Source organism: Thermotoga sp. 2812B, from assembly GCF_000789335.1.
Taxonomy (GTDB): Bacteria; Thermotogota; Thermotogae; order Thermotogales; family Thermotogaceae; genus Thermotoga; species Thermotoga maritima.
The window spans coordinates 615,797-628,067 of sequence record NZ_CP003408.1 but is presented as its reverse complement, the minus strand read 5'-3'; the positions used below and the strand labels follow the sequence as shown (position 1 = coordinate 628,067).

General features: G+C 46.0%; 14 protein-coding genes and 1 tRNA gene. 8 read left to right on the top strand and 7 right to left on the bottom strand.

Going from position 1 to position 12,271, the window contains the following annotated elements; all coding sequences use genetic code 11:
- Positions 1–66 precede the first annotated feature (66 nt).
- From T2812B_RS03180 to T2812B_RS03145, 8 genes are all read left to right on the top strand, one after another.
- Positions 67–1,077, top strand: a complete 1,011-nt coding sequence (locus T2812B_RS03180; protein WP_008193644.1) for a C4-dicarboxylate TRAP transporter substrate-binding protein — start codon at positions 67–69, stop codon at positions 1,075–1,077.
- A gap of 62 nt (positions 1,078–1,139) precedes the next feature.
- Entirely contained in the window at positions 1,140–1,619 is a 480-nt protein-coding gene (locus tag T2812B_RS03175; protein WP_008193643.1) for a TRAP transporter small permease, read from the top strand.
- A 1-nt stretch (position 1,620) separates the two neighbouring features.
- On the top strand, positions 1,621–2,904 hold the full coding sequence (locus T2812B_RS03170) for a TRAP transporter large permease subunit (RefSeq protein ID WP_008193641.1): 1,284 nt from the start codon (positions 1,621–1,623) through the stop codon (positions 2,902–2,904).
- 15 nt (positions 2,905–2,919) lie between these two features.
- Positions 2,920–3,675 carry an SDR family NAD(P)-dependent oxidoreductase gene (locus T2812B_RS03165; RefSeq protein ID WP_008193639.1) on the top strand — a complete coding sequence of 252 codons (756 nt, stop codon included), beginning with the start codon at positions 2,920–2,922 and terminating at the stop codon, positions 3,673–3,675.
- Positions 3,676–3,687: 12 nt separating this feature from the next.
- A complete protein-coding gene (locus T2812B_RS03160) occupies positions 3,688–4,530 on the top strand; it encodes a MurR/RpiR family transcriptional regulator (RefSeq protein WP_008193637.1) in 843 nt (280 codons plus the stop codon).
- Between the two features lie 17 nt (positions 4,531–4,547).
- Entirely contained in the window at positions 4,548–5,531 is a 984-nt protein-coding gene (locus T2812B_RS03155) for a phosphoglycerate dehydrogenase (protein ID WP_008193635.1), read from the top strand.
- Between the two features lie 39 nt (positions 5,532–5,570).
- Positions 5,571–5,647 (top strand) — tRNA-Thr (locus T2812B_RS03150).
- Between the two features lie 33 nt (positions 5,648–5,680).
- Positions 5,681–6,607 carry a site-specific DNA-methyltransferase gene (locus tag T2812B_RS03145; protein WP_008193633.1) on the top strand — a complete coding sequence of 309 codons (927 nt, stop codon included), beginning with the start codon at positions 5,681–5,683 and terminating at the stop codon, positions 6,605–6,607.
- On the opposite strand, the gene T2812B_RS03140 is transcribed toward T2812B_RS03145, so the two are convergent.
- Genes T2812B_RS03140 through T2812B_RS03110 form a run of 7 tightly spaced genes read right to left on the bottom strand, consistent with a single transcriptional unit; the run spans position 6,598 to position 12,256 of the window.
- The gene (locus T2812B_RS03140; RefSeq protein WP_008193630.1) at positions 6,598–7,272 is read right to left on the bottom strand and encodes a hypothetical protein; all 675 of its coding nucleotides are present in this window, start codon (positions 7,270–7,272) and stop codon (positions 6,598–6,600) included. The two genes, T2812B_RS03145 and T2812B_RS03140, sit on opposite strands and share 10 nt — an antisense overlap.
- The gene (locus T2812B_RS03135; RefSeq protein ID WP_008193628.1) at positions 7,247–8,551 is read right to left on the bottom strand and encodes an amidohydrolase family protein; all 1,305 of its coding nucleotides are present in this window, start codon (positions 8,549–8,551) and stop codon (positions 7,247–7,249) included. The genes T2812B_RS03140 and T2812B_RS03135 overlap by 26 nt, the downstream gene beginning before the upstream one ends.
- Positions 8,548–9,111, bottom strand: coding sequence for an orotate phosphoribosyltransferase (gene pyrE / locus T2812B_RS03130; RefSeq protein WP_008193627.1), 564 nt, complete (start codon positions 9,109–9,111; stop codon positions 8,548–8,550). Before pyrE ends, T2812B_RS03135 begins: the two co-directional genes overlap by 4 nt.
- Positions 9,108–9,713 (bottom strand): orotidine-5'-phosphate decarboxylase, encoded by a 606-nt coding sequence (gene pyrF, locus T2812B_RS03125; RefSeq protein WP_008193625.1) that lies wholly within the window; start codon positions 9,711–9,713, stop codon positions 9,108–9,110. The genes pyrE and pyrF overlap by 4 nt, the downstream gene beginning before the upstream one ends.
- Positions 9,710–10,522, bottom strand: a complete 813-nt coding sequence (locus tag T2812B_RS03120; protein WP_008193623.1) for a tRNA-dihydrouridine synthase — start codon at positions 10,520–10,522, stop codon at positions 9,710–9,712. The genes pyrF and T2812B_RS03120 overlap by 4 nt, the downstream gene beginning before the upstream one ends.
- Positions 10,510–11,163 (bottom strand): dihydroorotate dehydrogenase, encoded by a 654-nt coding sequence (locus T2812B_RS03115; protein WP_038050869.1) that lies wholly within the window; start codon positions 11,161–11,163, stop codon positions 10,510–10,512. The genes T2812B_RS03120 and T2812B_RS03115 overlap by 13 nt, the downstream gene beginning before the upstream one ends.
- Complete coding sequence (locus T2812B_RS03110; RefSeq protein ID WP_038050902.1) at positions 11,126–12,256, bottom strand: dihydroorotase; 1,131 nt, start codon at positions 12,254–12,256, stop codon at positions 11,126–11,128. Before T2812B_RS03110 ends, T2812B_RS03115 begins: the two co-directional genes overlap by 38 nt.
- Between the last annotated feature and the right edge of the window lie 15 nt (positions 12,257–12,271).

The window sequence follows — 12,271 nt, the reverse complement described above, 5'->3', positions numbered from 1 at the left end:
TTTTTTGCAAAGATATGGTTATAGTACCATAAGAAAAAAATATTTTTATCGAGGAGGTGTGGGTTAATGGGTAGAAAGCTTCTTTTGATGCTGATTTTAGGCGTGTTTTTAGTGTCGGCTGTGTTCGGCGCGAAGTACACACTGAGATTTGGACACGTTCTTGCTCCAGGCGAACCGTACCATCAGGCGTTTCTGAAGTGGGCCAAGGCAGTTGAAGAGAGAACGAACGGCGATGTTAGAATTGAAGTCTTTCCGAGTTCACAACTCGGAGTGGAAGAGGACATCATCGAGCAGATCAGAATGGGAGCGCCTGTGGGATGGAACACGGACTCTGCAAGGCTTGGAATGTACGTTAAAGACATCGGTGTCATGAACCTTGCATACTTCATCGATTTCATGGGCGCAAAAACTCCTGAAGAGGCGATGGAGGTTCTGAAGAAGATCAAGCAGTCTCCAACGATGCAGAAGTGGTTGAAAGAGTTGGAACAGAAATTCGGTATAAAAGTTCTCTCCTTCTACTGGGTGCAGGGTTACAGACACTTTGTGACAAACAAACCCATCAGGAAACCGGAAGACCTGAATGGTTTGAGAATCAGAACTCCCGGTGCACCTGCATGGCAAGAATCCATAAGAGCTCTCGGTGCCATCCCTGTTGCCATCAACTTCGGAGAGATCTACACGGCGGTCCAGACGAAGGCGGTCGATGGAGCGGAACTCACTTACGCGAATGTTTACAACGGTGGTCTGTACGAAGTTTTGAAGTATATGTCTGAAACGGGACACTTCCTTCTCATCAACTTCGAAATCGTCAGCGCAGACTGGTTCAACAGCCTGCCTAAGGAATATCAGAAGATTATTGAGGAAGAGATGGACAAGGCGGGAATCGAAGTTTCTCTCAAAATCATGAAAGAACTCGAAGAAGAATACAAACAGAAGTGTATCGAAAAGGGTATGACAGTGATACCAGCTTCTGAAATCGACAAGGAAGCCTTTATGGAAAGGGCAAAACAGGCTTACAAGAATCTCGGTCTTGAGGATGCTCTCAACCAGTTGATTAAGGAAGTGAAGGGAGAGTAATCATCAATTGCCCGGCCCCTTCTGGGTCGGGCTTTCACTCTATTCAGACAGAGGTGAGAGACGTGAAAAAAGTGGACCAAATTCTTTTGAAGTTTGAAAAACACGCCGCTAAGATTCTCCTTATGGTTATGATTGTTCTCGTTTTTGCTTCAGGAGTTGCCAGATTTCTAAAGCATCCAATAAACTGGGCTGTTGATATAAGCAGTTTTCTTTTTGCCTGGGCCTGTTTCTTTGCAGTGGATGTGGCCTGGCGTGAAAACAAGATGATGTCTGTGGACATCCTTGTGAAGAAATTTTCCGAAAGGACTCAGAAAATTATCAGAATAGTGAATTACCTCATTATCCTTGCTTTCATTGTTTATCTTATCGTGTGGGGCTTTTATCTTTCCTATAAAACAAGATACAGAACCTTCGTGGGGATACCGAACTTCAGCTACACGTGGGTCACACTGAGTGTTCCTGTTGGTGCAATTTTGCTATTCAGAACAACTGTACTGAAGCTGATAGAAGAATTCAGAGGCAACAAGAAGGAGGAAAGATGACATGATCATAGTGCTCATTGCCTTCGCTGTTTTTCTGATGCTTGGCATGCCTGTTGCCTTTGCTATAGGAATATCCGGATTCCTCTGGTTTCTTCAACATCCAGAACTTCCCATCACCATTCCGATACAGAGACTGCTTTCTCAAACGGTGAATTTCACGTTGCTTGCTATTCCCATGTTTATTGTGGCTGGTAATGTGATGAATTCTGCCGGTGTGACGAGAAGACTTCTCGATTTTGCCTCTACCCTCGTTGGTCACATGAGAGGAGGACTCGGTCAGGTTTCAGCTGTTCTTTCCACGTTGATGGGAGGAGTTTCCGGATCCAGTATTGCGGACGCGGCGATGGAAACAAGGATGCTCGGTCCAGAGATGCTCAGACGAGGCTATCCAAGAGGATTCGCTGTTGCTGTGAACGTCTGGACGTCCCTGATCACTCCTATCATTCCTCCCGGTATCGCTTTCATCATTTACGGTACGATCGGTCAGGTCTCCATAGGAAGGCTCTTTGCGGCGGGAATAGGACCTGGACTTCTTTTGATGGTGGTTTACATGATCACCATATGGTTTGTTGCTAAAAGATTGAACCTTGCACCTGAACGAGAGAAACGAGCACCGGTAAATGAAGTTTTCAGATCTCTTGGAAAGAGTATCTGGGCTCTTATGTTTCCGGTTTTGCTGATTGTGGGTTTGAGAGGCGGTATCTTCACCCCTTCGGAGGTTGGTTCTTTCGCAGTTTTGTACGGAATGCTGGTGGGATTCATAATACACAGGGAGATGTCTTTCAAAACCTTTTATTGGGAAACCCTGGAGAATTCTCTTGGTGATATCGGTAGTGTGATGTTCATACTTTCGATGTCCACAATTTTTGGTTACGGTATGATCTGGGAAAGGATACCGGAAAAGCTCGCGGAGTTCCTCCTTGGAATATCTTCCAATCCAAACGTTCTGATGATAATGATCTCCTTGTTCCTGGTCTTCGCTGGTTTGTTTGTGGACGCAACGGCTTTGATTCTCATGCTTACAGCAATCCTGCTTCCTGTGGCAAGACAGGTGGGAATAGATCCCGTTCACTTCGGTCTGGTGTTCATTCTATCTGCTGCCATGGGTAACCAGACACCACCTGTAGGTGCTTCCATGTATGCCGGCTGTTCTGTGCTCGGTGCAACCATAGAAGAATACATACAGGCATCCTGGCCTTTTCTGTTTGTGACGATACTGGCGATACTTCTGGTTATCTTCTTCCCGCAGATCGTACTGTTCATTCCGAATCTCATCTTTGGATAAGGAGGGAGCAGAGCTATGAATTTCCAGGGAAAAGTGGTTTTGATAACAGGAGCAGGTTCCGGTATTGGAAAGAAGGCAGCCATTATGTTCGCAGAAAGAGGAGCGAAGGTAGCAATTAACGATATCTCTGAGGAAAAAGGGAAAGAAACAGTGGAGCTGATAAAAAGCAAGGGAGGAGAAGCCGCGTTTATATTCGGAGATGTGGCGAAAGATGCAGAACAGATAGTGAAGAAAACAGTGGAAACGTTCGGAAGGCTCGACATCCTGGTGAACAACGCTGGTATTGTGCCTTATGGGAACATAGAAGAGACTTCAGAGGAAGATTTCGACAAAACGATAGCCGTGAACGTCAAAGGACCTTTTCTCCTCTCAAAATACGCCGTCGAACAGATGAAAAAGCAGGGCGGAGGAGTCATTGTTAACGTCTCCTCCGAAGCAGGACTCATAGGGATTCCAAGAAGGTGTGTCTACAGTGTTTCAAAAGCGGCACTTCTGGGACTCACACGATCTCTTGCCGTTGACTACGTCGATTACGGAATCAGGGTCAACGCGGTGTGTCCAGGCACCACTCAGTCTGAGGGGCTCATGGCGAGGGTGAAGGCTTCTCCAAATCCAGAAGAACTCCTGAAAAAGATGACCTCCAGGATCCCCATGAAGAGACTGGGGAAAGAAGAGGAAATTGCCTTCGCAATCCTCTTTGCGGCGTGTGACGAAGCCGGATTTATGACGGGCAGTATCATAAACATAGATGGAGGTTCTACCGCTGTGTGAGGAGGTCTTAGTGTGGATGTTATTCAGAGGATCAAGGAAAAATACGATGAGTTCACGAATGCAGAGAAAAAAATAGCTGATACCATTCTTTCCGATCCGAAGGGAATTATAGAGAGTTCCATCAGCGATCTCAGTGAAAAAGCAGGTGTGAAGAGTGAAGCCTCCGTCGTGAAGTTTTACAAAAAACTGGGATTGAACAGCTTTCAACAGTTCAAGGTGCTTTTGGCTCAGAGCATCTCCAGGGCACCGCTCGAGATCGTCTACGAAGATGTCTCGGGTGAGGACGATGCGAAAACCATCACAGAGAAGATATTCAAAGCAACGGTGAGAGCCATTCTGGACACACTGAATTGGCTGGATGTCGATTCCATTGAAAGGGCCGTCGATCTGTTTAAAAACGCTCAGAGGATCATATTCATCGGTTTTGCAGCGTCGGCTGCTGTCGCGTTCGATGCGTTTCACAAATTCACAAGAATAGGAAAGAACTGTCTGTTTTCCAACGATGAGCACATCATAGCAACCATTCTTGCTACAGCTTCACCAAACGATCTGCTGGTTGCCATTTCGCACACCGGAGAAACGATCTCTGTGGTGAACTTCGCCAAAAAAGCTAAAGAGATGAAAATGCCGGTTGTTGCTATCACAGGGAATAGAAAATCCACGCTTGCGAAGTACTCGGATGTTGTCCTTGCCACCAACACAAAAGAGACGAAAATAAGAACCGATGCGATGACTTCGAGGATAGTTCAGCTTGTGATTCTTGATACGATATACACGCTTTTAGCAGCAAGAGATCCAAGGGCAATAGAAATTCTCAACAGGAGTAGACTCGCGGTTTCAGAATTGAAGTACTGAATCTGGAGGGGGAAGATATGAAAAAAGTATTGATCGTGACACGAACCTTCGGAAAGTACTCCCAGAAACCTGTTGAATTCCTCAAAAAAGAAGGCTTCGAAATAATAAGATCCGATACTATAGACCCTGACATCCTGAAGGAAGTAGATGCTTTGATTGTGGGAACACACCCAGTAACAGCAGAAATGATAGAAAATTCCAGTCTTAAAGTCATAGCAAAGCACGGTGTGGGGGTGGACAACATAGATTTGGAAGCTGCCACGAAAAAAGGTATTCCTGTTACCATCACAGCCGGTGCAAATTCCCTTTCCGTCGCGGAGCTCACAATCGCTTTCATCTTCGCACTGAGTAGGGGTCTTGTATGGGCTCACAACAAACTGTTTCTCGAAAGAAAATGGGAAGGAACGGTGGGACAGGAAGTTTCTGGAAAAACACTGGGTGTGGTGGGGTTTGGTTCGATAGGAAGAGAAGTGGTTAAAAAGGCCGTCTGCCTTGGAATGAACGTGCTGGTCTACGATCCTTACGTGAGCAAAGATAGTGTTAGATTACTGGAGGCTACCCCTGTTGATGATCTGGATCAACTTTTGAAGGAGAGTGATTTCATCTCGCTCCATGTTCCGCTGAACGAAAGTACAAAGAACATGATAGGGGAAAGAGAACTCTCACTCATGAAGAAATCTGCTTTTTTGATCAACACCTCCCGCGGAGGGCTGATAGATGAAGAGGCACTTGTGAAGGCTTTGAAAGAAGGAATAATAGCGGGCGCTGCCTTGGATGTCTTCTCTGAGGAACCTCCGAATCCCAATTCACCTCTTTTCGAATGTCCCAATCTCATCACCACAGCCCATATAGGTGCACACACAAAGGAAGCCATCCTCAGAATGAATATGATGGCTGCTCAATCTGTGGTGGAATTTTTCAAGGGTAATATTCCGAAGTACGTGGTGAATAAAGAAGTAGTCCAGATTTTGAAAGAGAAGGGTTATCAAGAAGTATCTTGAACAGAAAACGTTCGTGTGTTAAAATAACCACGAAGGCGAGCAGGCGTAGCTTCAAGCGGTGGAGCGCCGCCTTGGTAAGGCGGAGGGTGTGGGTTCGAGTCCCACCGCCTGCTCCATTTTCTATTTTAATATCCCCAGGGGATGGCATTATGAAGAGAAGAAAATCAACAAGAACCAGTTCTTTTGGAGTAAAAGGCAGGGAAAGCCATGATTCGTCTCCATTTTATAGTAGAGCGATCTATTCCAACTTTTCCCTTCCGAAACCTTCAGAGGAAGATCTCATCGAGAATCCACTTCCTGAAAATCTCCTGGACAAAGTTATTGAGGGAGATGCCAGAGAAGTTCTGAAAAAAATACCTGACTGTTCGATACATCTCATGGTGACTTCACCTCCGTACAATGTAGGGAAAGAATACGATGAAGATATGACTCTTGATGAATACCTTGAATTCATAGAAGAAATCATGAAAGAAGTGTACAGGGTTCTCGTCTGGGGTGGAAGAGCCTGTTTTAATGTAGCAAATCTTGGAAGAAAACCGTACATTCCTCTTCATGCGTATCTCATCCATTTGTTTGAAAAGATAGGCTTTTTGATACGTGGAGAGATCATTTGGGACAAAGGGGAAGCGGTGAGTGGTTCTTCGACTGCGTGGGGTTCGTGGATGTCTCCTGTAAATCCCGTGCTAAGAGATCAACACGAATATATAATTGTAATGAGTAAAGGAGATCTAAAGCGAAGAAAACCCAGTGATAGAGAAGCAAAATCAACAATAACAAGGGAAGAATTTTTAGAATTCACAAGGAGTGTGTGGAAATTTCCACCAGAGTCAGCTAAGAGAGTAGGACATCCTGCCCCCTTTCCTGAGGAACTTCCTTACCGTTGTATACAGCTCTACACCTTTAAAGGAGATGTCGTTCTCGATCCTTTTGCTGGTGTAGGAACAACTTGTGTGGCTGCCGTTAAAACAGGACGGCATTTTGTTGGAATAGAGATAAATCCCGAATACGTAAAAAAGGCCGAAGAAAGGGTAAAGGATATTCTCAGCAAACCTACTCTTTTTGAAGATCACTGTTGATATTTTTCTATCAACTCTTTTATGAGATCGTACCATCCTTTGAAATATTCTTCTTTTGCTTTGAGTATCAATTCAACGGGAAAAGGTTTGTAATCGATCTCTAAATAGTTTTCCTCTTTTTTTGAAAGCTCGATCAATCTTTTTACAGTAGAACTCTTCAATCCAAAACCACGCGGGTTTGTGTTGCTGCTCGGGAGTGAGTAGTACTCCTCCAACTTTGATTCATTTTTTTCTACTTCTCTCTGTAGGTCTCTCAATTTTTCTAAATCAATAACGCATAGTATTATTTTGTCTTTGTTTCTTGCAATGTAGAATATATCTGCCTGGAAGTTGAAAGTTAAAATTCTATCTTTGGTTGGGAATCCATCCCATGCTATTTTAACGTCGGAAAATCCTTCAGTTGTTTTTATACTGTACCTCTTTGTTGAGTCGTCTTGAAAAGTTATTTCAATATCCCAGTTTCTTTCTGTGTCTGGGGCTTGATTGACGGATTTTATGAGGTGTGGGAGTTCTTTTCTTAGCATCTCAACTATGAAATTCTCACGCCTTTTACCTACATCGGGAGCTCTTCCTTCAAAATAAAAGATATCCCATGCTTTTCCAAGGATATCGATTCTCTCTTTGTTCTTTTTGAAAATATCAATGAGAGGATCCGTTTTTCTCATAAATCTTCTCCCCCTCCACAAACACCGCAATGGGATCATCCTCGAAAAGAAGTGGATTTCTCTCGTAGAGACAAAAGTCTGCTCTGTACCCTGCTTCTATCTTTCCTGTTTTTATTCCCACCTGACTTGCCCCCGCTTCCGTCATCAGGTAGAACGTTTCTTCTCTGAAGAAACCCATTTTGAGTGCGTGTTCTGCGATATATTTTGGATCACAGGGGGAAACAGGAGAATCTGAAGAGAAAGATATGGAAACACCCGCTTTGAACATTCTGTAGAACGGATAGTGAAGCGCGTTCACCTTCACCTTCTTCAAAAGGGGTTGATCTTCGAACAAAAAATGAGGTTGAACGGAAAAAGTGGTGTTTTTCACCCGTTGTAGATCCTTTTCCTGGACGAACTGAGCGTGGATGATTCTGTGACCGCGGTGTCTTTCGAGAACATCGAGAACAAGGCTCACCGCACTGTCTCCTATGGCGTGAACGTTCAAAATGAGATCGTGTTCGTCGCAGAAGCGAGCCAGTTCTTCGAGTTTTTCTTCTGTGAGAAGTTGCACACCCTGCGTTCCGTCGTCGTATTCACCGGAGATGAGAGCCGTTTTTGCTCCAAGGGAACCGTCCATGAAGACTTTGACTCCTTTAACGTGCACTCTCTTGTTGAGATCTCCGAAGTGTTCGGGTTTTAGATCCTTTGGTTTCAGCTTCTCGAAGAGTCTGATTCTGGAGTGTCTTATAATGGAAAGAAGCCTTTCCACGCTCACACCGTAAAGATCGTCGCTCTGAACAAAAGTCACACCGTGTTTGAGAAATTCCTTTTCTCCAACCCTGTAGAATTCGGCCATTTTCTCTTTGAAGGCGTACTCGTAGATCTTTTCTAAGTTCTCTACGAGATACCTTTCTTTGACTCCCAGAACCTCCATCGCTTTTTTGTTGAGAAACGCTTTGTGACCGCACCGTCTTATGAGAAAAATGGGCACTTCGATTCTGTCCAGTCTCTCGACAACTGATCCGTCTGGTTCTTCGAACCAGCCCCTTCCCACCACGACTTCACCGGTGAGGTCTCTTTCGAAAAGCTCGTCCCAATCGTTGAACTGGATACTGAGTTTCGAAAAGCCCGTTCCCACAACGTGTGCGTGTGAATCGACAAAGCCAGGAACGAGGAAGCATCCTCTCGCATCGATGACAGGTTCACTCGATTTTTCGACGAACTCTCCGTTTTCCACGAACAGATCTTTTTGAACAAACTCCCTTCCACTCCACACCAGGGCACCTTTTATTATCATTTCAATCCCCTGCTTCCCGGTTTTTCTGCCAGGATTCCCTGTTTGCAGAGTGGACAGTCTTCAGGATCGTAGACCGGAAGGTCGAGCTTCAGAAGACTTTCGAACGGAACTCCAAAGTCCACTTTTCCACCGGAGCGATCGATGATGGAACCCACACACACCACGTTTGCTCCATACTCTTTCAAGAGCTCTATCACTTCCTTCACAGAACCACCCGTGGTCACCACGTCTTCAACTACCGCTACTTTCTCACCAGGTCTTACGAAAAAGCCCCTTCTGAGTTTCATCACTCCGTTTTCTCTTTCCGCGAACAACGACCTCGCTTTCAGGTACCTTGCAACGATGTACGAGAGTATCACTCCCCCCATTGCGGGACCCACTACTGTTTCCACATCGTACTTCCTCAGAAGCTTTGCTAATTCTTCTCCCACGATGTCGCCGTACTCTGGAAACTCGAAAAGACGTGCGCACTGAACATATCTTGAGGAGTGTTTCCCGGAAGAGAGAATGAAGTGCCCTTCCATCAAAGCACCGGTTTTCTCGAGGATTTCCTTTATCACAGTCTCATCTCCTTTATTCTTTTGATCTTTTCTCTGGGATTTTCGCTCAGGTAGATCTCTCTTCCGAGCACAGCAAAATCCGCTATTCCCTTCATTTCTTCGAGCGTTACGACGTCCTTTTGATCGCCTGCTTTCACTTCCATTCTGATGCCGGGAACGAGAATTTTGCCTTTTATCTTCTCTCTCAAAGCCTTCGCCCATGGACCGGGAAGCACGAAATCACAGCCGAGTTCGTTCAGTTTTTCTATCCTGTCCATGTAATCCTCGAGAGACCCTTCCATAGAAGTGAGTTTCACCACAACGAACACGTGTTTGTCTGTTGCACTGAGAGCCCTCTCCACGCTTTCGTATCCAGCGCAGGAGTGAACTGTGAAACCTATGATCGCCGGATGATCCCAGCTCTTTATGGAACGTTCCACCGTTGAAGGGATATCGCAGAACTTCAGGTCGAGGATTATCTTCAGATTTCTCCTTGCGAGTTCGTCGAAGATCTTTTTTCCGTGTACGGCGAGGTTGTGCCCCACCTTCACCACTTCGAAACTGCCGTTCTCGTCGATGAATCTGATAGGATCCTCCATGTCCAGACTGAGAACAGGTGTCATCTTTTCACCTCCAGCAGATATTTTCCAATTTCTTCCACAACACCAGGATCTTTGAAGAGAGCGCTTCCGACCCCTATCACGTCCGCTCCCACTTTCAGGAATTCTTCTGCGTCTTTCACGGAGTACACACCACCGCTCGCTATCACAAAGAGTTCTGGGAATCTTTTCTTCACTTCGTACACTGCCCTGAGTGCGATCGGTTTTAGCACAGGACCAGAAAGTCCTCCTAAGATCATCGTGTCTCTTTCAAAATGCAGTCCCCTCACCGTGTTCACGAGTGTGATGCCGTTCCATTCTGCTTTCATCACGAATTCCGCGGCGTCTTCCACGAAGATACCCTCCACTCCCACTTTCGCTATCAGAAAGGAGTCGGGAAGTTCTTCTCTGAGTGTGTTCAGGAGTTTCTTCCACTCTTCCGCGTTTTTGACTATGGAGAGTCCTCCTTCTTTCACGTTCGGACAGGAGAAATTGAACTCCACCGCATGGAATCTGTCCGCTACCTTTTTGAACACACGGGCCACTTCCAGATACTCCTCGAAAGAATCACCACCGAGACTTGCGATCATGGGAACAGGAAGTTCTGGAACGTTTTCAACGAACGCGTGTATTCCGGGATTTTCCAGTCCGATCCTGTTTATCACGTAGAAATCGCTGTCTGCCATTCTAGGAGTGGGGTTTCCTTCTTTCGGATGGAGCGTGACGGTTTTCAGCAAAACACCGCCCACGTATCTGTGATCCATGAGCTTCAGATACTCTCCAAAGCCGGCAGGACCGGAGAGAAGAACAAGGGGAGGTTTCAGCTCCAGCACAGTTCATCACCTCTGAATATGGGGCCATCGGTGCAGACGTGTTTCACACCCTCTTTTGTGAAGACGGCACAGGACTTACACGCTCCTATTCCGCATCCCATGTATTCTTCGAGCGAGAAGTAAACTTCTTTTCCTCTCAGGTGTTCCCAGCAGACTTTTTCCATTCCCCGAGAACCGGAGACGAGGTACCAGTCGTACTCTCCCGTGGAGGAGAGTTTTCTCAAAAACTCCTCATCACCAACGGCCGTTTCGTGTTCGAGCGGTATCTGGAAGGGAGTTCTGCTTCCCACGAGTACATCTACGTTCATCTTCTTTCGAAGCGCTTCGGCCATTGTGAGGCATGTGGGAGAGATGATGAGAAGGCCTTTTCCAGGCTTTTCGAAGCCGTTTCCAAGAGGACCGTGACCTTTTATCTTCTCTGCTTCTTCGACGATCCACTTCGTTCCCTTTCCCTTCACCTGAACGGAGATCGCCGTGTGATCTTCCCAGTATCCGAGAACGAAAGGCTTTCTGACGAGTTTCGGTGTCTCCAGCATGACGAACTGTCCTGGAGAGAAATCAATCCGTTCCTCGAAGAGAACGATCCAGGTATCCTCGTTCACTCTAATCGTTTTCTTTTTGGTCAGCAATAACCTCTCCATCTATCATCACCCATCTTCCTTTGAGTTTAAGAGCGACCACTTTTCCCTTCAGTCTGACACCGTCGAACATGGAATTCTTCCCTTTGCTTTTGAATTTTTTTGCATCCACGATGAACTCCGCCTTCGGATCGATGAACACAAGGGTATCTTCTGTGAGACGAGCTTCAACACCAAGCACTTCGAGGGGATTTTTCGTGAGTTTTTCTACGACGAGTTCGAGATCACCCAGGGCTGTGTAATAGGCAGGAAAGGCGATTTCTATGGATGTTGAGCCGTAGGGAGCGGTGAGAAAATTGTCCGGTTTCTCGTGGTGTGGCGCGTGATCTGTCGCTAAAACATCGATCACATCTTTCTTCACGGCTTCGATGAGAGCTTTTCTGTCTTCTGGAGATCCGAGAGGAGGGTTGATCTTGAAGTTCGTGTTTTTGATGTCTTCGTAGCAGAAAAACAGATGGTGTGGTGTTACTTCACAGCTGACCTTTGCTAGATTCTTCAAAAACGATATCACTTCTACGGAGTACTTCGTTGTTACGTGCTGGATGTGGAATCTTTCGAATCCGTACTCAAGGCCCGTCAAAACGGTTCGTGTTATGGCTATCGCTTCGTTCGATCTCGGTCTTTTCTGAAACGGCAAAGGAGCCCCCTCGTAGAAGATTCCATCCACCTCGTACATCTGGCTGTGGTCGAACCAGAGGGCTTTCTTTTTCTTTTTCATTGTTTCAATGAGTGTAGGGTAGTCGCACTCTATGCCGTCCGTTGAAAAGCCCACCACTCTTTCTCCTTCAGCTTCGATCGATCCGAAGGGAGAAACGGCAAAGAGAAACTCGACCGCTCTGTTTCTGGAGAGATCCAGATGTCTTTCCAGAACTTCTTTGCTTTCTATGGGCGGCTTTGTGTTGGGCTGTACCACCACTTTAAAAAAGCCTCCCACAAGGGAGGCTTCTTCTAAGGAGCTGTAATCTTCTCCACCGTTGAGACGAACATGAACGTGAAGATCGACAAAGGGAAACGTGGCAACCAATCCTTTCGAGGGAAAGGGTGTTTCTATTTCTTCTTCTATCCATTTCTTTCTAAACGGATCGTAGATCCTCACGCTTTTCCCTCCGAA